Annotated in this window: 22 protein-coding genes; 11 read left to right on the forward strand and 11 right to left on the reverse strand. The window is 61.2% G+C overall.

Going from position 1 to position 24,234, the window contains the following annotated elements; all coding sequences use genetic code 11:
- The first annotated feature begins 4 nt into the window (after positions 1 to 4).
- The 5 genes from gmk (at position 5) to ACA057_RS30705 (ending at position 4,438) form a co-directional block, all read left to right on the forward strand.
- Positions 5 to 625: a guanylate kinase gene (gmk, locus tag ACA057_RS30685; RefSeq protein ID WP_497344755.1), complete on the forward strand. Its 621-nt coding sequence runs from the start codon at positions 5 to 7 to the stop codon at positions 623 to 625.
- A gap of 167 nt (positions 626 to 792) precedes the next feature.
- Positions 793 to 1,056 carry a DNA-directed RNA polymerase subunit omega gene (rpoZ, locus tag ACA057_RS30690; protein ID WP_007894670.1) on the forward strand — a complete coding sequence of 88 codons (264 nt, stop codon included), beginning with the start codon at positions 793 to 795 and terminating at the stop codon, positions 1,054 to 1,056.
- Between the two features lie 57 nt (positions 1,057 to 1,113).
- A complete protein-coding gene (gene spoT / locus ACA057_RS30695; RefSeq protein WP_497344757.1) occupies positions 1,114 to 3,219 on the forward strand; it encodes a bifunctional GTP diphosphokinase/guanosine-3',5'-bis pyrophosphate 3'-pyrophosphohydrolase in 2,106 nt (701 codons plus the stop codon).
- A 24-nt stretch (positions 3,220 to 3,243) separates the two neighbouring features.
- Positions 3,244 to 3,624, forward strand: coding sequence for a RidA family protein (locus tag ACA057_RS30700; RefSeq protein WP_223553736.1), 381 nt, complete (start codon positions 3,244 to 3,246; stop codon positions 3,622 to 3,624).
- Positions 3,625 to 3,697: 73 nt separating this feature from the next.
- Complete coding sequence (locus ACA057_RS30705; protein WP_497344759.1) at positions 3,698 to 4,438, forward strand: hypothetical protein; 741 nt, start codon at positions 3,698 to 3,700, stop codon at positions 4,436 to 4,438.
- A 139-nt stretch (positions 4,439 to 4,577) separates the two neighbouring features.
- Here the strand turns inward: ACA057_RS30705 and ACA057_RS30710 are convergent, their stop codons facing one another.
- Entirely contained in the window at positions 4,578 to 5,435 is an 858-nt protein-coding gene (locus tag ACA057_RS30710) for an SDR family oxidoreductase (RefSeq protein WP_497344761.1), read from the reverse strand.
- Positions 5,436 to 5,624: 189 nt separating this feature from the next.
- Here ACA057_RS30710 and exbB point away from each other — a divergent pair, with 189 nt between their 5' ends.
- From exbB to ACA057_RS30740, 6 genes are all read left to right on the forward strand, one after another.
- The gene (exbB, locus tag ACA057_RS30715) at positions 5,625 to 6,593 is read left to right on the forward strand and encodes a tonB-system energizer ExbB (RefSeq protein ID WP_497344763.1); all 969 of its coding nucleotides are present in this window, start codon (positions 5,625 to 5,627) and stop codon (positions 6,591 to 6,593) included.
- Between the two features lie 6 nt (positions 6,594 to 6,599).
- Positions 6,600 to 7,028 carry a TonB system transport protein ExbD gene (exbD, locus tag ACA057_RS30720; RefSeq protein ID WP_497344765.1) on the forward strand — a complete coding sequence of 143 codons (429 nt, stop codon included), beginning with the start codon at positions 6,600 to 6,602 and terminating at the stop codon, positions 7,026 to 7,028.
- The gene (locus tag ACA057_RS30725; protein WP_497344767.1) at positions 7,025 to 7,777 is read left to right on the forward strand and encodes a TonB family protein; all 753 of its coding nucleotides are present in this window, start codon (positions 7,025 to 7,027) and stop codon (positions 7,775 to 7,777) included. Before exbD ends, ACA057_RS30725 begins: the two co-directional genes overlap by 4 nt.
- A 265-nt stretch (positions 7,778 to 8,042) precedes the next feature.
- Positions 8,043 to 8,972 carry a hydrogen peroxide-inducible genes activator gene (locus ACA057_RS30730; protein WP_497344769.1) on the forward strand — a complete coding sequence of 310 codons (930 nt, stop codon included), beginning with the start codon at positions 8,043 to 8,045 and terminating at the stop codon, positions 8,970 to 8,972.
- 9 nt (positions 8,973 to 8,981) lie between these two features.
- Positions 8,982 to 11,057: an ATP-dependent DNA helicase RecG gene (gene recG / locus ACA057_RS30735; RefSeq protein ID WP_497344771.1), complete on the forward strand. Its 2,076-nt coding sequence runs from the start codon at positions 8,982 to 8,984 to the stop codon at positions 11,055 to 11,057.
- A 78-nt stretch (positions 11,058 to 11,135) separates the two neighbouring features.
- Positions 11,136 to 12,536, forward strand: a complete 1,401-nt coding sequence (locus ACA057_RS30740) for an aminoacyl-tRNA deacylase and HDOD domain-containing protein (protein ID WP_497344773.1) — start codon at positions 11,136 to 11,138, stop codon at positions 12,534 to 12,536.
- Between the two features lie 97 nt (positions 12,537 to 12,633).
- Here ACA057_RS30740 and ACA057_RS30745 read toward each other — a convergent pair whose 3' ends face one another.
- The 10 genes from ACA057_RS30745 to ACA057_RS30790 form a co-directional block, all read right to left on the reverse strand.
- Entirely contained in the window at positions 12,634 to 13,023 is a 390-nt protein-coding gene (locus ACA057_RS30745; RefSeq protein ID WP_008030620.1) for a hypothetical protein, read from the reverse strand.
- A 258-nt stretch (positions 13,024 to 13,281) separates the two neighbouring features.
- Positions 13,282 to 14,283: a serine/threonine-protein kinase gene (locus tag ACA057_RS30750; RefSeq protein ID WP_497344775.1), complete on the reverse strand. Its 1,002-nt coding sequence runs from the start codon at positions 14,281 to 14,283 to the stop codon at positions 13,282 to 13,284.
- Positions 14,280 to 15,008 carry a PP2C family protein-serine/threonine phosphatase gene (locus ACA057_RS30755; RefSeq protein ID WP_497344777.1) on the reverse strand — a complete coding sequence of 243 codons (729 nt, stop codon included), beginning with the start codon at positions 15,006 to 15,008 and terminating at the stop codon, positions 14,280 to 14,282. Before ACA057_RS30755 ends, ACA057_RS30750 begins: the two co-directional genes overlap by 4 nt.
- The gene (tssM, locus tag ACA057_RS30760) at positions 15,008 to 18,532 is read right to left on the reverse strand and encodes a type VI secretion system membrane subunit TssM (protein ID WP_497344779.1); all 3,525 of its coding nucleotides are present in this window, start codon (positions 18,530 to 18,532) and stop codon (positions 15,008 to 15,010) included. The genes ACA057_RS30755 and tssM overlap by 1 nt, the downstream gene beginning before the upstream one ends.
- A gap of 13 nt (positions 18,533 to 18,545) precedes the next feature.
- A complete protein-coding gene (icmH, locus tag ACA057_RS30765; protein WP_497344781.1) occupies positions 18,546 to 19,415 on the reverse strand; it encodes a type IVB secretion system protein IcmH/DotU in 870 nt (289 codons plus the stop codon).
- A gap of 5 nt (positions 19,416 to 19,420) precedes the next feature.
- Complete coding sequence (gene tssK / locus ACA057_RS30770; RefSeq protein ID WP_497344783.1) at positions 19,421 to 20,752, reverse strand: type VI secretion system baseplate subunit TssK; 1,332 nt, start codon at positions 20,750 to 20,752, stop codon at positions 19,421 to 19,423.
- Positions 20,753 to 20,754: 2 nt separating this feature from the next.
- Positions 20,755 to 21,255: a type VI secretion system lipoprotein TssJ gene (tssJ, locus tag ACA057_RS30775; RefSeq protein ID WP_497344785.1), complete on the reverse strand. Its 501-nt coding sequence runs from the start codon at positions 21,253 to 21,255 to the stop codon at positions 20,755 to 20,757.
- Between the two features lie 5 nt (positions 21,256 to 21,260).
- Entirely contained in the window at positions 21,261 to 22,457 is a 1,197-nt protein-coding gene (gene tagH / locus ACA057_RS30780; RefSeq protein WP_497344787.1) for a type VI secretion system-associated FHA domain protein TagH, read from the reverse strand.
- 17 nt (positions 22,458 to 22,474) lie between these two features.
- Entirely contained in the window at positions 22,475 to 22,615 is a 141-nt protein-coding gene (locus tag ACA057_RS30785) for a type VI secretion protein (RefSeq protein ID WP_401355800.1), read from the reverse strand.
- Between the two features lie 93 nt (positions 22,616 to 22,708).
- Positions 22,709 to 24,226: a sigma-54 interaction domain-containing protein gene (locus ACA057_RS30790; protein ID WP_497344789.1), complete on the reverse strand. Its 1,518-nt coding sequence runs from the start codon at positions 24,224 to 24,226 to the stop codon at positions 22,709 to 22,711.
- Positions 24,227 to 24,234 lie beyond the last annotated feature (8 nt).

Here is a 24,234-nt window from a genome sequence, read left to right on the forward strand (position 1 = left end):
CGACATGACCCACAGCACCGGCACCCTTTACATCATTTCCGCCCCTTCGGGCGCGGGCAAGAGCAGCCTGGTCAAGGCCCTGACCGACTCCAACCAGGAGATCCGCGTCTCGGTCTCCCACACCACCCGGGCCATGCGCCCCGGTGAAGTGAACGGCGTGAACTACCACTTCGTCACCCGCGAAGCGTTCGTGAAGATGGGCGAACACGGTGACTTCCTGGAACGCGCCGAAGTGTTCGGCAATCTCTACGGCACCTCGCAAAGCCACTTGCAGCAGACCCTGGACGCAGGCCATGACCTGATCCTGGAAATCGACTGGCAAGGCGCCGAGCAAGTGCGCAAGTTGATGCCCCAGGCGCGTTCGATCTTCATTCTGCCGCCGTCCCTGGAGGCCTTGCACCAGCGCCTGACCAATCGCGGCCAGGACAGCGACGAGATCATTGACGGGCGCATGCGTGAAGCCGTCAGCGAAATGAGCCACTACGTCGACTACGACTACCTGATCATCAACGACAATTTCGCCCACGCTTTAGACGATCTGAAGGCGATTTTCCGTGCAAACCAGCTGCATCAGAAGCGTCAGCAGCAGCGTAACGGAAAACTTTTGGCTGAATTGCTCGGCTAAACAGCGCTTCCCAAAACCGCTGCGAGCGCTTTACATTGGTGCTTGCAGCGCGTTGAAGGGCTTGGTCAAAAAATCAGCGCTTCCCTAAACGCTGGTGATTTTTTAAACTGTCGAGTCCGCTCGCCCAACCGGGCAGCGCGCATATTGCATTCGCTCCGAGGAATACCATGGCCCGCGTAACCGTTGAAGATTGCCTAAACCACGTGGAAAACCGCTTTGAGCTGGTCATGCTGTCTACCAAGCGTGCCCGTCAACTGGCCACCGGCGGCAAAGAGCCCCTGGTTCAGTGGGAAAACGACAAGCCTACCGTTGTAGCCTTGCGTGAAATCGCTGAAGGCCTGATGAGCTACGAGTTCATCGCCAACGCTGAAATCGTCGAAGACGAACCGCTGTTCGCAGCGTTCGAGGACGAGTCCAACGAGGCAGTCTAAGCCTATGCCTGGTCGACGTAGCACGGCGCGGGGTCACAACGAACGGCAGGAGTCATCATGCCGAGCATAGACGCCCTCGCCGATCGCTTATCGACCTACCTCGGCAAGGACCAGGTCAACCTGGTCCGCCGAGCGTACTTCTACGCCGAACAAGCCCACGACGGCCAACGCCGCCGCAGTGGCGAGGCGTACGTCACGCATCCTCTTGCGGTGGCGAATATTCTTGCCGACATGCACATGGACCATCAGAGCTTGATGGCTGCAATGCTGCATGACGTGATCGAAGACACCGGTATTGCCAAGGAAGCGCTGCAAGCGCAGTTCGGTGAAACCGTGGCCGAACTGGTCGATGGGGTCAGCAAACTGACCCAGATGAACTTCGAGACCAAGGCCGAAGCCCAGGCTGAAAACTTCCAGAAAATGGCCATGGCCATGGCCCGCGACATTCGCGTGATCCTGGTCAAGCTCGCCGACCGCCTGCACAACATGCGCACGCTGGAAGTCTTGTCCGGGGAAAAACGCCGACGGATCGCCAAGGAAACCCTGGAAATCTATGCGCCCATCGCCAACCGGCTGGGCATGCACGCCATCCGCATAGAATTTGAAGACCTCGGCTTCAAGGCCATGCACCCGATGCGTTCCGCGCGGATCAACCAGGCGGTCAAGCGCGCCCGGGGCAATCGCAAGGAAATCGTCAACAAGATCGAAGAGTCCCTCAGCCATTGCCTGGCCATCGATGAAATCCAGGGCGAGGTCAGCGGTCGCCAGAAGCACCTCTACGGCATCTACAAGAAAATGCGCGGCAAGCGTCGGGCCTTCAACGAGATCATGGACGTCTACGCGTTCCGGATCATCGTCGACAAAGTCGATACCTGCTACCGCGTGTTGGGTGCTGTGCATAATTTGTACAAACCGTTGCCGGGTCGCTTCAAGGATTACATCGCGATCCCCAAAGCCAACGGCTATCAGTCGCTGCACACCACGCTGTTCGGCATGCACGGGGTTCCGATCGAGATCCAGATCCGCACCCGTGAAATGGAAGAGATGGCCAACAACGGCATCGCCGCCCATTGGCTGTACAAATCCAGCGGCGACGAGCAGCCAAAAGGCACGCATGCCCGCGCCCGCCAGTGGGTCAAAGGCGTGCTGGAAATGCAGCAACGCGCCGGCAACTCGCTGGAATTCATTGAAAGCGTGAAGATCGACCTGTTCCCGGACGAGGTTTACGTGTTCACGCCCAAAGGCCGGATCATGGAGCTGCCAAAAGGCTCCACGGCGGTCGACTTCGCTTACGCAGTACACACCGACGTGGGCAACAGCTGCATCGCCTGTCGGATCAATCGTCGTCTCGCGCCGCTGTCCGAACCGCTGCAAAGCGGCTCCACGGTCGAGATCGTCAGCGCTCCCGGCGCACGGCCGAACCCGGCGTGGCTCAACTTCGTGGTCACCGGCAAGGCGCGGACCCACATCCGCCATGCACTGAAACTGCAACGCCGCTCCGAGTCCATCAGCCTCGGCGAACGCCTGCTGAACAAGGTCCTCAACGGTTTCGACAGCTCCCTGGAAAAAGTCCCGGCCGAGCGCGTCAAGGCGATGCTCGCCGAGTACCGCCTCGAACTGATCGAAGACCTGCTCGAAGACATCGGCCTGGGTAATCGCATGGCGTACGTGGTCGCCCGCCGCCTGCTCGGCGAAGGCGAACAGCTGCCGAGCGCCGAAGGTCCGTTGGCCATTCGCGGCACTGAAGGCCTGGTGCTCAGCTACGCCAAATGCTGCACGCCGATTCCCGGAGACCCGATTGTCGGCCACTTGTCCGCGGGCAAGGGCATGGTCGTGCACCTGGACAACTGCCGCAACATCAGCGAAATCCGCCACAACCCGGAAAAATGCATCCAGCTCTCGTGGGCCAAGGATGTCACCGGCGAATTCAACGTCGAACTGCGCGTCGAGCTGGAACATCAGCGCGGCTTGATCGCCCTGCTGGCTAGCAGCGTCAACGCGGCCGACGGCAATATCGAAAAAATCAGCATGGACGAACGCGATGGTCGCATCAGCGTGGTCCAACTGGTGGTCAGCGTGCACGACCGCGTGCACCTGGCCCGCGTGATCAAGAAACTGCGCGCACTGACCGGGGTGATTCGCATCACCCGCATGCGCGCCTGAGCCCACTATTACAAGGAGTCATTCATGACCAAGACTGTTATCACCAGCGACAAGGCCCCGGCCGCCATCGGTACTTACTCCCAGGCGATCAAGGCTGGCAACACCGTTTACATGTCGGGTCAGATTCCGCTGGACCCAAAAACCATGGAACTGGCTGAAGGCTTCGAAGCCCAGACCGTCCAGGTGTTCGAGAACCTCAAAGCCGTGGCCGAAGCCGCTGGTGGTTCGTTCAAGGACATCGTCAAACTGAACATCTTCCTCACCGACCTGAGCCACTTCGCCAAGGTCAACGAGATCATGGGCAAGTACTTTGACCAGCCTTACCCTGCCCGCGCCGCCATCGGCGTAGCCGCCCTGCCAAAGGGTTCGCAGGTTGAAATGGATGCCATTCTGGTCATCGAGTAAATGCGTGCGGCGCAGCCCTTGTGTGGCTGCGCCGCTGCAGTACGTATAAAAGGCGTTCTGAAAGGATTCCACCATGCGCAAAGCGCTAGTTCTCTCGCTGGTCGCCCTGTTCTTGGGCGGTTGTGCCAGCAACCCTGCCGACCGTGATATCAGCGGCACCTGGATCAATCAGGTGGCGATCGATGCTGCTTCCAAAGGCGGCCCTCTGCGTGAAGCACTCCAGGCCTATGGCCCGAACCTGGAATGGGACGTCAACACCAAGGCCAGTCAGGCCCGCTACACCAACGGTTTTGAAAACGTCGAAGGCAAGCTGCTGGGCGAAGCGTCCGGCGCCTGGAAAGTCGATTTTTATGGCAGCTCCGGCAGTGAGCTGAAGCGTGATGGCAAGCAACTGAGCCAATCCGCGACCGAGAACGAATCGGCACAGGTCTTCGACCGCGCGCTGATCCCGGTGCCCGAGGGCGCACCGATCGGCGCGAGCTTCGAACGTGCGCTGTATTCCGCTTACATGGGTGGGAGCTGGAAAGTCGTCAGCGGTCCGGGTGAAGGCAATACCGTGCAGTTCCAGGCCGACGGTCAGGTTGCCGGTTTGCCCGGTGCGGACCGTTATGCCCTTTGCCTGGCGGGCGATTGCGCTTCGATGAGCGGCGGCAACGACAACATGTGGTTGCAACTGAACGGCCAGGGCAATACCTGGATCTTTGCGCGCAAGGGCGAGGAGCTGGAGATTCTCCAGGCGGTGAACACGGCGCAGGCGGATGAAATGCCGCAGTTCACGCCGGGTGAACGCAAGTGGTTGCTCGAGAAGCAGTAACCCGGATCTGAAGCCAACAGATAACTCTGTGGGAGCGGGCTTGCCCGCGATGAGGCCATAACAGTCGGCATCCAGGCTGACTGTTACACCGCCATCGCGGGCAAGCCCGCTCCCACGGTTGTTTGTATGAAACTGGATTTCAGCAGCGCCCTTCCAGAATCGCGGCATACCCTTCGCGAAAACTCGGATACTTCGGCACCCAACCCAAGGCTTTCGCCCGGGCATTACTGCAGCGTTTGCTGCCGGTACGCCGCACGCTCGCATCCTCGGACCATTCGGTCACGCCCAGATACTCGCGCAACCAACCCACCACGTCCGCCAGCGCTGCCGGCGCATCATCGACGCCTATGTAGATGTCATCCAGGGCCACGCCGCGCCGGTCCGCCTCAAGCAGACACGCCATCAATCCCGCCGCGTCGTCGGCATGAATGCGGTTGGCGTACAGCGGTGGATCGACCGCCACCCGATAGCCGCGACGAACCTGAGTCAGCAACCATTCGCGCCCCGGACCGTAGATACCGGTCAATCGCACAATGCTCGCCGGGATACCGCTGTTGAGGGCGACCTGCTCGGCTTCGAGCATCACCTGCCCGGAATACCCGGCCGCCACGGTCGGCGAAGTCTCGTCGACCCACTCGCCCTCCTGTTGCCCATACACACTGCTGCTGGACACGAACAGCAGCCGATCGGGCACCTGCCCATAGTCGCTCAGCCACTCCAGCACATGCTGCAAGCCCTGCACATAAGCGGCGCGGTAACCGGCTTCATCGTGATCGGTGGCGGCTGCGCAATACACCAGGTAATCCACCGCACCGACTGGCCACGTCTGCGGGCAGTCTTCATTAAACAAGTCGCCAGCGACGCCAATCACACCCTTGGGCAGGCGCGAGACGTCACGCCGCAGGCCATGAACCTCCCACCCTAAAGCCAACAATTGGGTGGCCAGACGACTGCCGACATCACCACAACCGGCGATTAAAACAGATGGCGCGGACATCAGAAAACTCCCGTCAGAAAGGCACAGACTAGCGCCGGCAATGGACGAGCGGCTAGCAATGGAGGAAAAAAAGAAACTCTATTACTTTTGTTAACAAGAATTACTTGCAATAATGCCCGCCACTTTTGTTCTCGGCCTCGCGAGGCCTGGAAGAGCATTTACCCTTTTTCTTTCTCAGGTCCGGCCAGCATGACACGCAATCAATTCCCCGCTTCGCCAACCAAACGACCTCGCGCCTGGAGCGCGGTGGCCGCCCTGCTGCTCAGCTTGATGCTGGCACCGACCGCCGCCTTCGCTGATGCACAAGCGCCAGCCACGCCGGCCGCCGCCACGGCTCCAGCACCCGCCGATCCCGCCGCTCCGGCCGTGACCCCGGTTGCAACCGACCCGGCCCAGGCTGTAGACACCACCGCCGAAGACGTTCCTGAAGTCCTCGAAGCCGACAACACCCTGGGCATGGCCCACGACCTGTCGCCGTGGGGCATGTACCAGAACGCCGACATCATCGTGAAAATCGTGATGATTGGCCTGGCCATTGCGTCGATCATCACCTGGACGATCTGGATCGCCAAGGGTTTCGAGCTGATGGGCGCCAAGCGTCGCCTGCGCACTGAAATCGTCCATCTGAAAAAAGCCACCACCCTCAAAGAAGCCAGCGCTACCGCCGCCAAGCCCGGCACCCTCGCCAACCTGTTGGTGCATGACGCATTGGAAGAAATGCGCCTGTCGACCAACAGCCGCGAAAAAGAAGGCATCAAGGAACGCGTGGCCTTCCGCCTCGAGCGCCTGGTCGCAGCCTGTGGTCGCAACATGAGCAGCGGCACGGGCGTCCTCGCCACCATCGGCTCGACTGCGCCGTTCGTCGGCCTGTTCGGTACCGTGTGGGGCATCATGAACAGCTTTATCGGTATCGCCAAAACCCAGACCACCAACCTCGCCGTCGTGGCCCCCGGCATTGCCGAAGCCTTGCTGGCCACTGCGTTGGGCCTGGTGGCCGCGATTCCGGCCGTGGTGATCTACAACGTCTTTGCCCGCTCCATCGCCGGTTACAAGGCGCAAGTGTCCGACGCGTCGGCAGAAGTCCTGCTGCTGGTCAGCCGTGACCTCGACCACCAGCCTGAGCGCAGCTCGCAACCGCACATGGTGAAAGTGGGGTAATCGGCCATGGGCCTGCATTTGAAAGAAGGCGCAGACGACGATCTGGCCGAGAACCACGAAATCAACGTCACGCCGTTCATCGATGTGATGCTGGTGCTGTTGATCATCTTCATGGTGGCCGCCCCGTTGGCCACCGTGGACATCAAGGTTGACCTGCCTGCCTCCAGCGCCAAACCGGCACCGCGGCCGGAGAAACCGGTGTTCCTCAGCGTTAAAGCTGACCAACGCCTGTTCCTCGGCGAAGACGAAGTGAAGGCCGACGCACTCGGCGCCACATTGGACGCCAAGACCCAGGGCAAGAAAGACACGACCATCTTCTTCCAGGCCGATAAAGGCGTGGATTACGGCGACCTGATGAGCGTGATGGACAACCTACGCTCCGCCGGTTACCTGAAGGTAGGTCTGGTCGGACTCGAGACGGCAGCCAAGAAATGATCACGACGCGCCATAAGCTGACGCGTTATAGCGGGAGCCTGGCCGTGGTGCTGGGCGTTCACGCGCTGGCCATTGCATTGGCGATGAACTGGACCGCCCGCCCGCCTATCGAACTGCCGCCCCAGGCAATGATGGTCGAGCTGGCCCCCGTTCCAGCCCCGCCACCACCGGCACCGCCGAAGGTCATAACGCCGCCACAGCCACCTGCCCCGGTGGAAGAACTGCCGATCCCGAAACTGGCTGAAGTACCGAAAGCCGAGATCGTCGTGCCGAAACCGGTCAAACCCAAGCCGAAGCCTCAACCGCCCAAGCCTGTGGAGAAAAAGAAGCCCGAGCCGCCAAAAGAGAAGCCGTCCGAGGAAAAACCGAGCGACGCGCAACCGACTCAGGCGCCGACGGAGAAATCCGCACAACCGGCACCGGGCCCATCGCCGGCGCAGCAAGCGGCCAAGGCCAGTTGGCAAGGCACCCTGCTCGCTCACTTGGCCAAGTACAAAAAGTACCCGGCCAGTGCACAGGCGCGGGGCAAGGAAGGCATGAACCGTCTGCGCTTCGTGGTGGACGCCGAAGGCAACGTGTTGTCGTACGAACTGGTGGGCGGCTCCGGCACTGCCGATCTCGACCGGGCCACCCTGGAAATGATCAAACGCGCCCAACCGCTGCCCAAGCCACCGGCCGACATGTTGAACAACGGCTCCATCGAAATCGTTGCACCGTTTGTTTACTCGCTGGAAAAACGCCGCCGCTGAGACGCAGTAGATCCCCTGTGGGAGCGGGCTTGCTCGCGAAGAGGCCATATCATTCGACATCCATGTTGGCTGATACACCGCTTTCGCGAGCAAGCCCGCTGCCACCGGGTGATGCAACAGCCAGAAAGGCACCGAAAGGTGCCTTTTGCCTATCTATCCGCGGCAAACCGGCATTGCCCGGTGTCGCCCACCACTCGCACTCTGATAACGTGCGTCTATCGATTGCAGCCGGTATGCTTGGCCCGCAACTTCATGGACGCTTGCTATGACTCTCACAGAATTACGCTACATCGTTACCCTCGCCCAAGAGCAGCACTTCGGTCACGCGGCCGAGCGTTGCCACGTCAGCCAGCCGACCCTGTCGGTGGGCGTGAAAAAGCTTGAAGACGAACTCGGTGTGCTGATTTTCGAGCGCAGTAAAAGCGCCGTGCGCCTGACGCCGGTTGGCGAAGGCATTGTTGCCCAGGCCCAGAAAGTGCTGGAACAGGCCCAAGGCATCCGCGAACTGGCCCAGGCCGGCAAGAACCAGCTGACCGCTCCGCTGAAAGTCGGCGCGATCTACACCGTCGGCCCGTACCTGTTCCCGCACCTGATTCCACAACTGCACCGGGTCGCCCCGCAGATGCCGTTGTACATCGAAGAAAACTTCACCCACGTGCTGCGCGACAAACTGCGCAACGGCGAACTGGACGCGATCATCATCGCCCTGCCATTCAACGAAGCCGACGTGCTGACGCTGCAACTCTACGATGAGCCGTTCTACGTCCTGATGCCGGCCCGGCATCCGTGGACGCAAAAAGAAACCATCGACGCCGCCCTGCTCAACGACAAGAGCCTGCTGCTGCTCGGCGAAGGCCACTGCTTCCGCGATCAAGTGCTGGAAGCCTGCCCGACCCTGGCCAAAGGCAACGACGGCGCCAAGCACACCACGGTGGAATCCAGCTCCTTGGAAACCATCCGCCACATGGTCGCCTCCGGTCTCGGCATTTCAATCCTGCCGCTCTCGGCAGTGGACAGCCATCACTACGCTCCCGGCGTGATCGAAGTGCGCCCATTGTCGCCGCCGGTGCCGTTCCGCACCGTGGCCATCGCCTGGCGCGCAAGCTTCCCGCGCCCGAAAGCCATCGAGATCCTCGCTGACTCCATTCGCCTGTGCTCGGTGGCCAAGCCGCCGGTGCCAGTGGCCGCAGGTTAAGCCGCAGCCATGACCGAGTTGTCGCAAGTGTCAGTGACGGCACTCAAAGGTGTCGGCGAAGCCATGGCCGAAAAATTGGCCAAGGTCGGCCTGGAGAATCTCCAGGACGTGCTGTTTCACCTGCCGCTGCGTTATCAGGACCGCACCCGCGTGGTCCCGATCGGTCACTTGCGACCCGGGCAAGACGCCGTGATCGAAGGCACTGTCAGCGGCGCCGACGTGGTCATGGGCCGTCGCCGCAGTCTCGTGGTCCGCATCCAGGACGGCACCGGCGGGCTGAGCCTGCGCTTCTATCACTTCAGCAACGCGCAGAAAGAAGGCCTCAAACGCGGCACGCGCATTCGCTGCTACGGTGAAGCGCGGCCCGGTGCATCGGGGCTGGAGATTTACCACCCCGAATACCGCGCCATCACTGGCGACGAGCCGCCGCCGGTGGACGAAACCCTGACTCCGGTCTATCCGCTCACCGAAGGTTTGACTCAGCAGCGCTTACGCCAACTGTGCATGCAAACCCTGACCATGCTCGGCCCCACCAGCCTGCCCGATTGGCTGCCGACCGAACTGGCCCGGGATTATCAACTGGCGCCCTTGGCCGATGCGATCCGCTACCTGCATCACCCGCCCGCCGATGCCGATGTCGACGAACTCGCCCTCGGTCATCACTGGGCGCAACATCGTCTCGCCTTCGAAGAACTGCTGACGCATCAACTGTCCCAGCAGCGCCTGCGCGAAAGCATGCGTTCTCTGCGCGCGCCGGCGATGCCGAAAGCCACCAAGTTGCCGGCTCAATACCTGGCCAACCTGGGGTTTACGCCGACGGGCGCGCAGCAACGCGTCGGTAACGAAATCGCTTACGACCTGAGCCAGCACGAGCCGATGCTGCGGCTGATTCAGGGCGACGTTGGCGCGGGTAAAACCGTGGTCGCCGCCCTCGCCGCGCTTCAGGCGCTTGAGGCCGGTTATCAGGTTGCGTTGATGGCGCCCACCGAAATCCTCGCCGAGCAGCACTTCATCACCTTCAAACGCTGGCTCGAACCGCTGGGCATCGAAGTCGCGTGGCTGGCGGGCAAGCTCAAAGGCAAGAACCGCGTGGCCGCGCTGGAACAAATCGCCAACGGCGCGCCAATGGTGGTCGGCACCCACGCGCTGTTTCAGGACGAAGTGCAGTTCAAGAACCTGGCGCTGGCGATCATCGACGAACAACACCGTTTCGGTGTGCAGCAGCGGTTAGCGTTGCGGCAAAAAGGTGTCGGCGGGCGGATGTGTCCGCACCAACTGATCATGACCGCCACGCCGATTCCGCGGACGCTGGCGATGAGCGCCTACGCCGACCTCGACACCTCGATCCTCGACGAACTGCCGCCCGGCCGCACCCCGGTCAACACCGTGCTGATCACCGATACCCGGCGCGTCGAAGTCATCGAACGCGTACGCGGCGCCTGCGCCGAGGGGCGTCAGGCCTATTGGGTGTGCACGCTGATCGAAGAGTCGGAAGAGCTGACCTGCCAGGCCGCCGAAACCACTTACGAAGACCTCACCGCCGCGCTTGGTGAATTGAAGGTCGGGCTGATCCACGGCCGCATGAAACCCGTCGAGAAAGCCGCCGTCATGGCTGAATTCAAGGCCGGTAACTTGCAACTGTTGGTCGCCACCACGGTGATCGAAGTCGGCGTCGACGTACCGAACGCCAGCCTGATGATCATCGAGAACCCCGAGCGCCTCGGGCTGGCGCAACTTCACCAATTGCGCGGCCGCGTCGGTCGAGGCAGTGCCGCCAGCCATTGCGTGCTGCTCTACCATCCGCCGCTGTCACAGATCGGTCGTCAGCGGCTGGGCATCATGCGCGAAACCAACGACGGTTTTGTCATCGCCGAAAAGGACCTCGAACTGCGCGGCCCCGGCGAAATGCTCGGCACCCGCCAGACCGGCCTGCTGCAATTCAAGGTCGCCGACCTGATGCGTGACGCCGATCTGCTGCCCGCCGTGCGCGACGCTGCCCAGGCATTACTGGAACGCTGGCCGGATCACGTCAGCCCGTTACTCGACCGCTGGCTGCGCCATGGGCAGCAATACGGCCAAGTGTGAGCACCGTCGCAGTTTCTGATCCATCGCACTGAGCAAGCTGGTTATACTCCTGCAATTGTTTGAATACGGATACAAACCATGACCGAAGTTGCCCTCGCACCCGCTACCCCGCACGCTCCGTCGGCTATTCGGCTGCTGCTGGGCAAATTGGGCATTGCCTACGAAGAAGTCCTCGACCACCACGGTCTGAACGCCGCGCGCAAAGTGCAGGCCGTTCTGGTGGACGATGCCGTAGGCGCCTTGATGGTGCTGTTTCCCCAAAGCCAATTGCTCGACCTCAACCGCCTCGCCGAGCTGACGGGTCGCCGTCTCACCGCCGTGTCCAGCGAACGCCTGGTAAAAATGCTCGGCAAGCACAACCTGAGCCTGTTGCCCGGCCTGCCGGCGCTGACCAGTTCGCCGTGCCTGTACGAAGAAAGCCTGCTGCGCGAGCCGAAATTGTTGATCAATTCGGGCGAGCCGGGCGTGTTGCTGGAAGTCACCAGCGAAGCGTTCAAAACCCTGCTGATCAAGGCCAGCGCCGCCAACTTCGGCGAGGCCCTGACCAGCATCCGCCCGAACCTCGACCGCCCCGACGATGACCGCCAGGAAATCACCCAGGCCGTTCAAGCGTTCACCGCGCGGCGCATCCAGCAACGCCTGGAAGCGACCATCGAAATTCCGCCGCTGGCCGAGACCGCGCAGAAAATCATCAAGCTGCGGGTCGACCCCAACGCCACCATCGACGACATCACCGGCGTGGTCGAAACCGACCCGGCCCTGGCCGCGCAAGTCGTGAGCTGGGCGGCGTCGCCGTACTACGCCTCGCCGGGCAAGATTCGTTCAGTGGAAGACGCCATCGTCCGGGTGCTGGGTTTCGACCTGGTGATCAACCTGGCGCTGGGCCTGGCCCTGGGCAAAACCCTGAGCCTGCCCAAAGACCACCCGCAACAGACCACGCCGTACTGGCAGCAGTCGATCTACACCGCCGCCGTCATCGAAGGCCTGACCCGCGCCATGCCGCGCGCCCAGCGCCCGGAAGCCGGCCTGACTTACCTCGCTGGCCTGTTGCACAACTTCGGTTACTTGCTGCTGGCCCACGTGTTCCCGCCGCACTTCTCGCTGATCTGCCGCCACCTGGAGGTCAACCCGCACCTGTGCCACAGCTACGTCGAGCAGCACCTGCTGGGCATCAGCCGCGAACAGATCGGCTCGTGGCTGATGCGCTACTGGGACATGCCGGAAGAGCTGGCCACCGCCCTGCGCTTCCAACACGACCCGGGCTACGACGGCGCCTACGCCGAATACCCGAACCTGGTGTGCCTGGCCGTGCGCCTGCTGCGTAGCCGCGGCATCGGCTCCGGCCCGGATGAAGACATCCCCGACGCCCTGCTGGAACGTGTTGGCCTGACACGCGACAAAGCCAACGACGTCGTCAGCAAAGTGCTTGAAGCCGAAGTGCTGCTGCGCGAACTCGCTTCGCAATTCACCCAGGCCTAAAAGCTTCGCGGGCAAGCCTCGCGCCTACAGGGATCACTTAAATCCTGTGGGAGCGGGCTTGCCCGCGATGAATTCAGCTCGGCGTTACTGACAGGCCTCAAACCTTGGCTTTTGCCTTGGCCTTGCGCGGCTTCAAATACTTGGTCAAGCCCTGGAACCAGATCACCAGCGCCGGGTTGCCCTTGATCTGAATCGACTTGTCCTGAATCCCCGTCATAAACGCCAACTGCTTGTTCTTCGCCTGCATCGTGGCAAAGCCATACGCCGCATCTTTAAAGGCAATCGCAAAAGCAGGCTCGGCATACACGCCCGACTTGCTGGTGATGCGCTGGTCCTTCACGAAGAAATGCCGCGCCACTTTCCCGTCCAGGGTCTGTAGTTGAAACACCAACTCCTTGTCACCCAACTGTTGCTGAAACGCAGGGTTGGTCCGACTGGCCTTGCCCATCAACAGACCCAGCATCCACAGCAGAAAACGAAATTTCATGCGCACAGCCTCAAGAGAAAAATGAACGGCCGGCGCAGTGTAGCGGCTTCGAGCGAGAACGCTACTGTCTGGTTACGTTAGAGGACGATGCTGGTCTTTTCTCGCATGATGACTGCCAAGTCACGCATCTGAAATCGGTCAATGAGGCCAAAAGCAATCTGTAGGAGCTGGCTTGCCAGCGAAGAGGCCATCAGATCCAACATCGACGTTGGCTGTCACACCGCCTTCGCTGGCAAGCCAGCTCCTACAAGGTTTGCGTTACGCCCGACGTCGCAGTTTTTGCAACCAAGACGAAGAGGCGCCCATAGCGTCACGCAATTGGGCGGTGGTAATGGTGCGCTTGGCCGCATCGAAATCCAGCGCCGTTCGCAGGGCTGGCCAGCAGTGTTTCGGTAAATTTTTTGGCGCCTGGAGATCGCGGTCGAGATGCCCATTCCGAGCCTCGGTCGAAGGCAAGCGACGGAACGGGTGCTTACCGCTCGCCAATTCATACAGCACGCACGCCACGCCGTAGACGTCGGCACCGGCCGACAACGGTTGGCCGTCGAGCAATTCGGGCGCGGCGTAGCCTGGGGTCCAGGCGTTAAAACGGCTGCGGCTCAGGTGTGGCAGACCGGGCAGGATTCCTGCTTCTGCCTGGCCCAGACCGAAGTCGAACAGACGCACGCCTTCTTCGCTGAGCATCACGTTGCTCGGCTTTACGTCGCCGTGCAGCACGCCGCGACTGTGGGCGTAGGTCAGCGCGTCAAGCAGCGGCACTGCGATGTCGCGCAACTCTGTCCACGGCAAGCCCAGAGGCCGCTCGCACAGCAATTTGTCCAGGGTCAGCCCACGCATGAGTTCCATGGTGATGAAGGCGCGCTGGCAGTCGGTGTCCACTTCAAAGGTGTGCAAACGCAGCACGTTGTTGTGGCGCAGGCGTCGGGTCAGGGCGAACTCGCTGAAGAGCAAGACGCTGGCGTCCGGTGATTCGGCAAATTCTTCGCTGATAATTTTCAGCGCGATGTAAGGATCGGGATCGCCGAACTCCTCGCTCAGCAAATCCCGCGCACGGTACACCGCGCCCATCCCGCCGGCGCCAAGCAGACGCTCGATGCGGTAACGGCCTGCGAGCACGTCCGGCATTTTGCCGATACCGACCTTGGTCAGTGCTAGTTCGGGCTCTGCTTTATGCGACTTGGCGAACGCAAAGTAAGTCAGGTTATCGGCGTGCTCTTCGCTCCCCATCAGGTCGTCGAGCGGAGGCATGAGTTGGGTCATTTTCGGATTACCACGGCGGTCAGGTTATCCCGTGCCGGGCCGCGCAGGGCGCCATCGAACAGACGTTCCAGCGCGATGTGCGGCGCGGTCAGGCTCAGGGCGTTGCCCAAGGCGTCGCTGCTCAACCCTTGGTACAAACCGTCGCTGCACAACAGAAACGCATCGCCGGGGTAGACCTCGATTTCGAGTACAGCCAGGGTCAGTTGCTCGGCCGCCCCGACCGCACGGGTCAAGGCATGGGCAGAAGGATGCGCCTTGGCTTGCTCGACGCTCATCTGTTGCTCGTCGATCAGTTGCTGTTGCAGCGAATGATCCTTGGACAGCTGATACAAACGCTGACCACGCCACAGGTAGCAGCGGCTGTCGCCGGCCCAGACACAGGCTGCGCGATTGTCTTCCAGCAGTAGCGCCACCACGGTGCTGCCCATGATGCTGTCATGGCGCCCGGCCGTGACGGTCAACTCCTGAGCCAAACGGCGATTGAGCCAATGCAGGCACTGGCGCACGCCTGTAAGTCGTGCGTCAAAATCCTCCTGCACCGGTAATTCCGCCAGGCTGGCGACGATCAACTGACTAGCAATGTCGCCGCCCTGATGACCGCCCATGCCGTCCGCGACCACCCACAGCCCCTGCTGTGGGCAATCCAGAAAAGCATCTTCGTTGCGCACCCGGACCTTGCCAGCGTCGGTGCGCGCGGCGCTGCGCCAAGACCTGGCAACGTGCATCAGAGCTGCACCGGCATACGGAAGGTGCGCAGGGCGCCCATGTCGAACGGGTTCGGTGTGCGCTGGCTCGACAGCAAGTAGTTGGCGCGCAGGCCACCCACATCAGCTTTCAATACCAGCACGTCGCGACCACTCAGGTATTCGGTCTGCATCAAGTCGAACAGACGGAACAGCGACCATGGACCGGTGTTTTTCTCGATGCCGATCGGGCGGCCGACTATTTTGTCGAGGACCAGGCTGCTGCGACCGTCTTCGGCGTCGGTCGGCCAATTGAACGACACCGGCACGATCGGGCCATGGCGGTATTCGATGGTCCGGTCTCCAAACTTGAACTCGGAACGGCTGACGGCCGGGTCGAGGGTGTACGGCTCCAGTTTGAACTGCGCGTGTGGCTCGACCGGGTTGATCGAGAAGAAGCTCTGGCGGATCACGTGCGCGGCAGCCATCTGATCGAGGTAAACCTTGGACACCGGCAGGCTGTGGCCGTCAATGCTGCGCAAGCGGTAGTGACCTGGATCACCGCTCACAAACGGACGCAGGTAGTTCTCGAAAAACCGATCGGCGATGCCCTGAGCCTTGAAGAACTCGCGAAAGTCGCTGATCGCAACGTCGCTGGTGCTGTGGGCACTGAACGGATAACGCTTGTTGATCGCCTTCCCATAGAAGCTGTACAACTCGCGCTGATAACGCTGATTCAGGTACCGGTAGGCATCGTTGAGCACCAGGCGCCAGGTGTCTTCGGCCAGCACGTTGAACCAGACGCTGACGGGCCGCGGCAGGCGACTGGAGGCATTACGCAAATTGCTTAGCGCATCACGCTGGCCGCCCATGCGGATCTTGGCCATTTCGAACGCGGCGTGCTCCGGCGCGCTGGCACGGGCGAGGCTCGCCAGCTGCATGTGCAATTCGTTGAGCGCCGTCAGTGCCGGGGTCAACTCAGCGGTCGGGCCGTTGTTTTCATCCAGTAAACGGTGCAGCGGCTGGAAGCGCCGTTGCAGGGATTTCTTCGCGGTGTCCGGCAGCTTCATCGCCATGTCCGATGCTTTATCAGCAGCGGCCGCCGCGAGTTTTCCCAGCTTTCCGCCCTTCTCTCCGAGCTTTTCAGCAGCAGTGGCGGCGACATCAGCGCTGTCCGCGATCACCTGGAAGCGCGTGTTCTCACGCACTTCCACCAACAATTGCAGCACGGGGGAGTTGGCCGAAATCAGCCCCGCCAGTTGCTCCGCGCCTTCGCCGGCATCGTTGATGGGTTGCAGGGCAACCTGGCCGACCGCTTCACTCCAGAAATTGGCGTAGTCGCGGAAGTACAGTTGCTCGAGTTCAACCATCAGGCGACGCAAGTCCATGCCGCTGATACCCGCCCCTTCGCCCAGCACCCAATTGTCCCGCAGGATATCGGTGACCAGCGCCGAGCCCTGGACCGAGAAATACTGTTGATAGCCCTGCTGGGTGTAGAACCCCGGGATCACGTAATCGGTACCGACAAACAGCGCACCCTGGGGACCCAAGTGTTGGCTGAAACGGTAGTCCGGCAGATGGCGGGCCTGCTCGCGCAGCATCCGGTAAACCACGTTCGCCAGCGACTCGCTGCGCAAGACCTGACGCGCCTGCGCCACCAGTGGCTCGTTCAGCGGGTAGCTAAACGGTTGCTTCAGCAAACGCTCGAAGTGCGTGTTCAAACCGTTCTGCACCGCGGTGTTGCCGGGGTAACGCAGGGACCAGTCGCTGGCGACTCTATCCTTGAGCCACGTTGCATCGCGACGATCTTCCATGTTCAACATCAAGTACGCGCGCAAGCTGTTGAGCAGGCGTTCGCGGTCCTTGATATTGGCGCGGATCTGCTCTTCCAGAAGCGTCGCGACCCGTGGCAGCAGTTGCGCCTCAAGCTCACGCTCGTAGGCGGCCTTGACCACCGGATTAGCCGCTTCACCCTGATACAGACCGCCACGCTCGAGGTAAGACACGTCACCTTTTTTCGGGAAGACCTGAGTCGCCGCATAGCGGGTATCGAGGGATTTGAGCACTGACATCGAGTCATCGCGCGCGGTCAGGGTCGAGTGATGCTGAGTCCAGGTTTGAGAAAGATTACGCAGACTTTCCAGGCGCTCGTAGTTGGCAGAGAAACCACCCGCCCACATCACACCAAACACGCCCAGCGCCGCCAACGCACCGACGTACAGCGCACGTTGCCCCCAATGAATTCGACGGCGTTCGCGCTTGTCCAGACCGGCCAGATCGGCTTCGGGGAAAATCACCCGACTGAGCACATGGTGAATGAACCGCGAACGCCCACTGCGCAGCGTTGGCAGCACACCGGCGTCAATGCTCAGACTGGCGCCGATGCCCGCAGTGGTCGGGTCCAACTGTTGGGTCAGGCGCGGGGCGCTGGTCAGGTAGAAACCGCGCAACTGGCTGAAGCGCTGGTAACGGTTGCCGGTGAACGCCATGTCGACGAACAGGCACAAGCGCTCGCCGATCTGCCCCAGTTGATGCGGGAAATCGAGGATACGGCCACGACGCTGGGTGTCGCGCTCCTGGTGCATGCGCATGATGACCTGGCTGTTCAGGCGCCGCAGCAGTGCCTCGAACTCGATGCGCAGGACAGCGACGTCGCTGCCGCTCTGCTCATTGCGAAAGCTGGTCCCGAGGACCTGATCGCTTTCTTCGCGGGTCAGTTGATCGAAGAATTCGTCGAAACCGAGCAGTTGGTCAGCCTTGCTCAACACCAGATAAATCGGCAGATCGACGTGCAGTTTCTGATGGACTTCTTGCAGGCGAGCACGCACTTGGTGAGCCAGCGCTTCGAGACTCGGCTCGGCGGGGCCCTGCAACATTTCCACGGGAATGGTCACCAGTACGCCATTCAACGGGCGGTCGCGACGACGCTTGCGCAGCAACTCAAGCAAGGTGTTCCAGGCGTTGCTGTCGACTTCGGCATCCGGCTGGGTGAGGTAACGGCCGGCGGTGTCGATCAGCACACCGTGATCGGCGAAGTACCAGTCGCAATGAGCGGTACCGAGGGTGTCGCGGGTCAGTTTGCGGCCGATCTTGTTGATCGGAAACTCAAGACCGGAGAAGTCCAGCAAGCTGGTCTTGCCACTGCCCTGCGGGCCGATCAGCAAGTACCACGGCAAATCACTGCGCCAGTGCTCACTGCGACCGCGATAAAGACTTGAGGTCTTCAGGGTTTTCAATGCCGCCTTGAAACGCACGCGAAGCACTTTTTGCTCTTTGTCGATCTGCGCTTCACGGCGGAGATGATCCTGGCCAACTTCGCTGTCTTCGAGCGCTTTTTTACGGATGCCAGCACGCCAGCTGACGAAGACCATGGCCAGGCCCCAGATCAGGAACAGCACACTGATGGTCAGCAAGCGGGAGCTCGACCCCTCCCAGAATTTGTAGTCATCGACCGCCAGCAGCGGCCCGACGAACCACACCAGCAGCACTACCAACAACACCAACAGCAAGGTCCAGAGCCAGGTCTGACGCAAGAATGTGCCGACCTTCTTGAAAAACTTTTTCATCACACATCCCTGTTTACGGCAGCGGCTGAACCGCCGCCGGATCAAGCGGCTGATAAGGTTGCAAAACGGTTTCGCGTTGCTCGCCCAATACCCAGGCGAAACCCGAATACATCACCGCCAGGCAAGCCGCGGTGAACAGCACGACCATCCACGCCGGCACGATGCGCACCAGGCTGCGGCGCCGATCGCTCAAGCCTTGCCAATGGGGCGACAGTTCACGAGGCACGTCGCCGCGCAACTGACGAATCTGGCGATACAAGGCATCGCGGATGCCGTCGAGTTCGAGCATGCCGCGCGTTTGCACGCGATACTTGCCCTCGAAGCCCAAGGACAGGCACAGGTACATCAGCTCAAGCATCGGCAGGTGCTTGACCGGGTTTTTCGACAGGCGATCCAGCAGCTGGAAAAACTTCTCACCGCCGAACGTTTCGTTGTGGAAACTGCTCAGCAGGCTCATCTGCGACCACTCGCTTTCGTTGCCCCACGGTGTCGTCACGACCGCTTCGTCGACAACCGTGCAGAGCAAGTAACGGGCGGTAATCACCTGGCTGCTTTCGGCACCGTTGTGCTGCGCATGCACGTCAAACAGTTTCAGCGCGGCGCTCAGTCGCTCTTTGAGCGCGTGCAGGTCTTCGCGGGTATCGCCGCGCTTGAGGCGCACTACTTCCGACAACAGATCGGCCCCCGCCGCCACCAGCGGGTTGAGGCTGATATTGAAGGATTGCGCCGGCCCCAAACGTGCGGTGTAGATCATCCGCTCTGCCAACTGCTCGATACGCGGCGGCGTAGCGAAATCCGTCAGCGGACTTTGCGCCGGACCGTGACCCTGGCGGTCGAGCAGAACGGTTTTGTCGTCCTGGTTGTGTTCCCTGTCCTTGATCATGTCGGTCAGTTCCTGATGGCCCAGAATTTCAGTTCAAGCTCGGCGAATTCCCCGGACATGTGGAACGCAAAGCCGCCTGAGCGCTCGAGTTGCGCCAGGTCTTCGGCACTGAGTTCGAGAATGAAATAGGTTTTGTTGGAGTGAAACGCGATCTGCCGTGGGGCCACTGGCAGAGGTTTGACCTTGAAGCCAGGCAGATGCAGGTTGACCAGCTGACGAATGAGCTCCACCGGGCCGACCTTCAGATGGGCCGGCAAGCGATGGCGCAGTTCTTCGGGGTCGCAATTGGCACTGGCCGCCAGCACGAACGACGCCGACCCGAGCAGTTTGTGGTCGAGCAACGGCGAGACGATGATGCCGTACTGACGCGCTTGCAGTACCAGCTCGATGGCGTGCTGTTCGAGCACCATCGACAGTACCTGACGAATCGCTTCCATCAATTTACGAAAGCTCGCGCCCTGGTCGCTGTGCTGATAACGGCTGTCCAGACGCGGGCGTTTGCTGTCGCTGGAAAACGTCGCCAGTTCGCCGAGCAGGGTCAGCAGTGTGCGGTACAACGCTTCCGGGTGAACCTGCTCCAGGCCGAGGTAGTGACGCAGCAATAGTTCGGTGCGGTTGATCAGTTGCAGCATCATGAAGTCGCCGACCTCCGCGCCACCGACCTTGCCATTGGAGCGAATCCGCTCGGCGATGGTGTCGCCACGATGACCCAGCATGCTGATGACTTCTTTGAGGCACGACAGCAGATAGCTGGACGAATGCGCTTGAATGAAGGTCGGCACGAAGTCCGGGTCGAGGCTGATCACGCCGTCGGGCGTGGTATCGAGCACTTCGCAGATCTTCAGCTTCACGTAAGCCTGATCGCTCTGCTGCTCGCCGAGCAACAAGCGAAAGTCTGGGCGGGCGCAGCTGACCTGGCGGGCGGAGTCGTCGCCCGCGTTGGAGTCGGCCACTTGTGTTTCGTAGGTGGTGTAGCGCGCCAACACGTCGGATTGCTCTGGACGGCGCGACTCGATGTGGTTGCCGGTGACCAGCGGCAGCGCCAGGTAAATCGGCGTTTTGCCGGTGTTCGGCGGCACATCCAGCGCCAATGGCTCAGTACTGCCACTCAGTTCGAACAGGCTGCCGTCCGGCAGAATCCCCGAGGCCTGGCTGATCACCAGTTTGCCCATGTTGAGAAACTGCAAGTCGACGTCCAGGTTCAGGAAGCCCCAGGTGTAGCTGCCCAGCAACTGGGTGCGGGTCTTCATCTGATGGTCGTAGTAGCGATCGTTGTGCTGGAAGTGCTGCGGACGCAGGAGCATGCCTTCCTGCCAAATGACTTTATGGGTATTCATGATCAGTCATCCGCCTTGGCGAGCGCTTCGTTGCTGTGGCGGATACCGGCCTGGTCGAGGGTCAGGTCCGCCTCCGTGACATCCACCGGGGTGACTTGCACCGTGTAGCGCCATTTGGTTTCCGGCAGGTCGCGAAAGGCCGCGAGGATGCCTACAAAACGACTGCCCTCTTGCACACTGAGCTTGAGCTCGACGGTTTCTCCCGGGCGTAGCGCGAGCTCTTCGCTGGCCACCAGGTCCGGGGCCAGGGATTCCCTGGCACGCTCATAAAGACTGAAAAAGTCGGCGTTCTCGAAGGCCACCGGGTGTTTGAGTTCGAACAGGCGCACGACGATGGGAGACGGACGACCGTTGAGGTCCGGGTTCAGCTGATCGCTGGCGGTGAGCTTCACGTTCAATTTGGTCACGTGAGAAAAAGGTGACAGCGACGAGCAGCCAGCCAGCACCAACAAGGCCGTAAGCGCAGTCAGCGTCTTGAAAAAAGCGGTCGAGCAGCGAGACATGCGCATCATCCTTGGTGGTCAGAGTGAAGGGCGGAAATCAAACGGATCTGTTCTTCGTAGGCCTGAGCGAAGTCGCGAGCCAGCAGGCGTTCGCTCCAGTCATCGTCCTGACGCAGGGCTTGGTGATAGCGACCGTAAGCTCTCCAGCGGCTGCCGGACGTGGCGAGCAACGGCTTGGTGTCGCGCTCGAATCGCAGGGTCAATTGCTGTGGCGAGAAGTGCTCCAGCGTGCCGCGAACAGCCGCGCGAGTGGCGGTGAGCAACGCCACCTGATGCGCCTGCAAATCACGGAAGGCACGAGAGATTGTCTGCTCGGCCGGCAACTGACCCGGCTTGTCCGGTTGCAGCAAAATGCCCAACGCGTCACTGGCGTCGACCGCGTACTTCAGCGGATTCATGTGGCTGCCTTGCAATGTGGTCTGCGCCAGACGCAGTTCGTTTTTCAGCTCGCTGCGGGTGCGCAGGCTCTGCTGTAAACCGCCGACACTCTGTTTGAGCAGGCGTGCGGCATTCACTGCCAAGGCTTGACGGGCGTCGTGGTCGAGGCCATTGAGGTTCACGCCTAAAGCGGCGCTGAATTGCTCCCAGAAACCTTCGCTCTGACGCTCGACAGCCTTCGGTGTTGGCGCCGCGACGGGCTCGGCCGGCGCGTCGATCAGCTCCGGCACCATCAGGCATTCCATGTCGATGCGCGCATAGTCGGCGCGCTGTTTCGGCGCCTGACGTGGTTCGTTGAGCGCGCTTAGCTCATCGATTTCCGAGTACACGTGCTCTTGCTGGTCGAGGGCGTTCAGCGGGTCGAGTTCGAGGAACGCGTCGTCCGGAATGGTGCTGCCCGCGGCTTGCGGCCGACCGGCTTCAACATCGAAGGTCGCCGGGTCGCGCACCAGCCGCGCGCGGACCTCGAAATCACCCAGTACATAGACGTTGCCGTGTTCGACGCGCATCGCTTCGCCCTTGCGCAGGCGCGCGCCGCTTGCGCTGTCTTGAATACCGTTGCTGCTGGTATCGGTCAGGAAAAACGCGCCGTCGCAGTAACTGATCAACGCGTGGTGGTTGGACAGGTGACGCTTGCGATCCGGGATGATCCAGTCGCAATCCTCGCCCCGGCCAATCACGCCGCCCGCCTGTTTGAAGGTCTTCTGGCACAAGTCCGTGGGCACGAACTGCTTGGTGTTGAGCATTTCGAAAACCAATTCCATGGTGATACTCCTTGCGGTCACTTGCCGCGATTGACCGCCTGCGGATCACCCAAGGGGCGATAGGTGTCGTCGTTGAATTTGTAATTGCCGCTGCAGCCACCGAGGCCGCATAGAACGACGAAGGTCAGCAGGACGGCTTGCCAGTGACGAACAGACATCAGAGGGTCTCCAGGGGTAGACGATGCACAGGACGCCGGCCCGTTCGGGCAACGCTGTAATAAGCGGATGAGGTGAAATCGAAGGTCTGTTGCTTAGCCATTGAAGGCACCTTGATTGATATTCAGACGCCCGAGGCGGTAGAGCAGCGTGCGACGTGGCAGCCCGAGTTCACGGGCTGTGTGGGTCTGGTTGCCGTCGTTTTTGCGCAGGCAATCGAGCAACAGGCTGCGTTCGACCTGCCCGAGCCGTTCACGCAGGCTCAGGCTGTTATCTTTGGGCATGACGTCGATGCGCAGAGAGAAATGCTCGGCCAGCAGCTCGCCGCCTTCGCATAACAGAACCGCACGCTCGACCAGACCTTTGAGCTCCCGTACGTTACCGGGGAAGGCATACGCGCTCAGGTGATCCAGCGCGGCATCCGACCAGCGCACTGCGTCCCGTTGCAAGAACGTGCAGGCCTTGTCGGCAAAGTGCCGGGCCAGATCGAGGATGTCGCCTTCACGCTGACGCAGGGCCGGCAGCTCAATCGGGAATTGCGCGAGGCGGTAGTACAAGTCCTCGCGGAATTTGCCTTCGCTGACCAGCAGCGACAAATCCCGGTGAGTCGCGGCGATGATGCGCACGTCGATTTTGTGGGTGGCGTTGGAACCCAGCGGACGGATTTCGCCTTCCTGCAAGACACGCAGTAATTTGGCTTGCAGGGACAACGGCATGTCGCCGATTTCATCCAGCAGCAAGGTGCCGCCGTTGGCCGCGTCGAACAGCCCGGCGCGGTCGCGGTCGGCGCCGGTGAATGCGCCTTTGCGATAGCCGAACAGCTCACTCTCCAGCAGGTTCTCGGGGAACGCCGCGCAGTTCTGCACGATGAATGCCTGTGAGCGTCGCGGGCCGCCGTCATGAATCGCTCGTGCAACCACTTCCTTGCCGGTACCGGTCTCGCCGCGCAACAACACGGTGTAAGGGCTGTTCAGCACTTTACTGATCAGCGAACAGGTCTGGCGCATGGCGAAGCTCTTGCCGATCAGACCAAAACCGTTCGCGCTCGGAATGCTGGTCGGTGCCGGTCGTGCGTCACCGGAGGGTCGATGGTGCCGTTGCTGCAGACGCAATTGGCCAAGCACGAACGAACCCAATTGACCCAGGGAATCAGCATAGCCTTGCAGCTCCGTATGCCGGTGACTGGCACATAGCAGTAACCCTTCGACGGCCTCCTGCTGGTTGATCAGCGGCACGCACAGGAGCGACTGCCAAGGCGTGGCCTGCGGCGGCAAGAAGCCGGTTTCATGCAGGCTGCCACTCAACTCGCTGAGGCACACCACGCGTTTTTTACACAGGGCGAATTGCAGCAGTTGTTCGCCGTTGTAATCCGTCGGCAGGCTCGCCGCTTCCCGGGGTTGCAGGATACCGTTCAGGCACTCGGCGTTCATTCCCAGGCTCGCGTGAGCGGCGTCCAGCAGGTAGAGCTGCGTCAGCTCACAACCGCTGAGCTCAGCCAACCCGCGCACGAAATCCCCTAGCAGGGCTTCGGTGTCCGTGGCCCTCGACAGGCTGGCGAACTGCGCCAGCAACGCTTCGGCATACACCAGCGGTTGTGGCACTTGAGTGAACATCACGCCCA

The sequence above is a fragment of the Pseudomonas sp. LBUM1661 genome, assembly GCF_059695925.1.

Bases quoted from the DNA above. Each gene is read 5' to 3' on its own strand.
- gmk (WP_497344755.1), top strand. From the start codon at position 5: ATGACCCACAGCACCGGCACCCTTTACATCATTTCCGCCCCTTCGGGC.
- rpoZ (WP_007894670.1), top strand. From the start codon at position 793: ATGGCCCGCGTAACCGTTGAAGATTGCCTAAACCACGTGGAAAACCGC.
- spoT (WP_497344757.1), top strand. From the start codon at position 1,114: ATGCCGAGCATAGACGCCCTCGCCGATCGCTTATCGACCTACCTCGGC.
- ACA057_RS30700 (WP_223553736.1), top strand. From the start codon at position 3,244: ATGACCAAGACTGTTATCACCAGCGACAAGGCCCCGGCCGCCATCGGT.
- ACA057_RS30705 (WP_497344759.1), top strand. From the start codon at position 3,698: ATGCGCAAAGCGCTAGTTCTCTCGCTGGTCGCCCTGTTCTTGGGCGGT.
- ACA057_RS30710 (WP_497344761.1), bottom strand. From the start codon at position 5,435: ATGTCCGCGCCATCTGTTTTAATCGCCGGTTGTGGTGATGTCGGCAGT.
- exbB (WP_497344763.1), top strand. From the start codon at position 5,625: ATGACACGCAATCAATTCCCCGCTTCGCCAACCAAACGACCTCGCGCC.
- exbD (WP_497344765.1), top strand. From the start codon at position 6,600: ATGGGCCTGCATTTGAAAGAAGGCGCAGACGACGATCTGGCCGAGAAC.
- ACA057_RS30725 (WP_497344767.1), top strand. From the start codon at position 7,025: ATGATCACGACGCGCCATAAGCTGACGCGTTATAGCGGGAGCCTGGCC.
- ACA057_RS30730 (WP_497344769.1), top strand. From the start codon at position 8,043: ATGACTCTCACAGAATTACGCTACATCGTTACCCTCGCCCAAGAGCAG.
- recG (WP_497344771.1), top strand. From the start codon at position 8,982: ATGACCGAGTTGTCGCAAGTGTCAGTGACGGCACTCAAAGGTGTCGGC.
- ACA057_RS30740 (WP_497344773.1), top strand. From the start codon at position 11,136: ATGACCGAAGTTGCCCTCGCACCCGCTACCCCGCACGCTCCGTCGGCT.
- ACA057_RS30745 (WP_008030620.1), bottom strand. From the start codon at position 13,023: ATGAAATTTCGTTTTCTGCTGTGGATGCTGGGTCTGTTGATGGGCAAG.
- ACA057_RS30750 (WP_497344775.1), bottom strand. From the start codon at position 14,283: ATGACCCAACTCATGCCTCCGCTCGACGACCTGATGGGGAGCGAAGAG.
- ACA057_RS30755 (WP_497344777.1), bottom strand. From the start codon at position 15,008: ATGCACGTTGCCAGGTCTTGGCGCAGCGCCGCGCGCACCGACGCTGGC.
- tssM (WP_497344779.1), bottom strand. From the start codon at position 18,532: ATGAAAAAGTTTTTCAAGAAGGTCGGCACATTCTTGCGTCAGACCTGG.
- icmH (WP_497344781.1), bottom strand. From the start codon at position 19,415: ATGATCAAGGACAGGGAACACAACCAGGACGACAAAACCGTTCTGCTC.
- tssK (WP_497344783.1), bottom strand. From the start codon at position 20,752: ATGAATACCCATAAAGTCATTTGGCAGGAAGGCATGCTCCTGCGTCCG.
- tssJ (WP_497344785.1), bottom strand. From the start codon at position 21,255: ATGTCTCGCTGCTCGACCGCTTTTTTCAAGACGCTGACTGCGCTTACG.
- tagH (WP_497344787.1), bottom strand. From the start codon at position 22,457: ATGGAATTGGTTTTCGAAATGCTCAACACCAAGCAGTTCGTGCCCACG.
- ACA057_RS30785 (WP_401355800.1), bottom strand. From the start codon at position 22,615: ATGTCTGTTCGTCACTGGCAAGCCGTCCTGCTGACCTTCGTCGTTCTA.
- ACA057_RS30790 (WP_497344789.1), bottom strand. From the start codon at position 24,226: ATGTTCACTCAAGTGCCACAACCGCTGGTGTATGCCGAAGCGTTGCTG.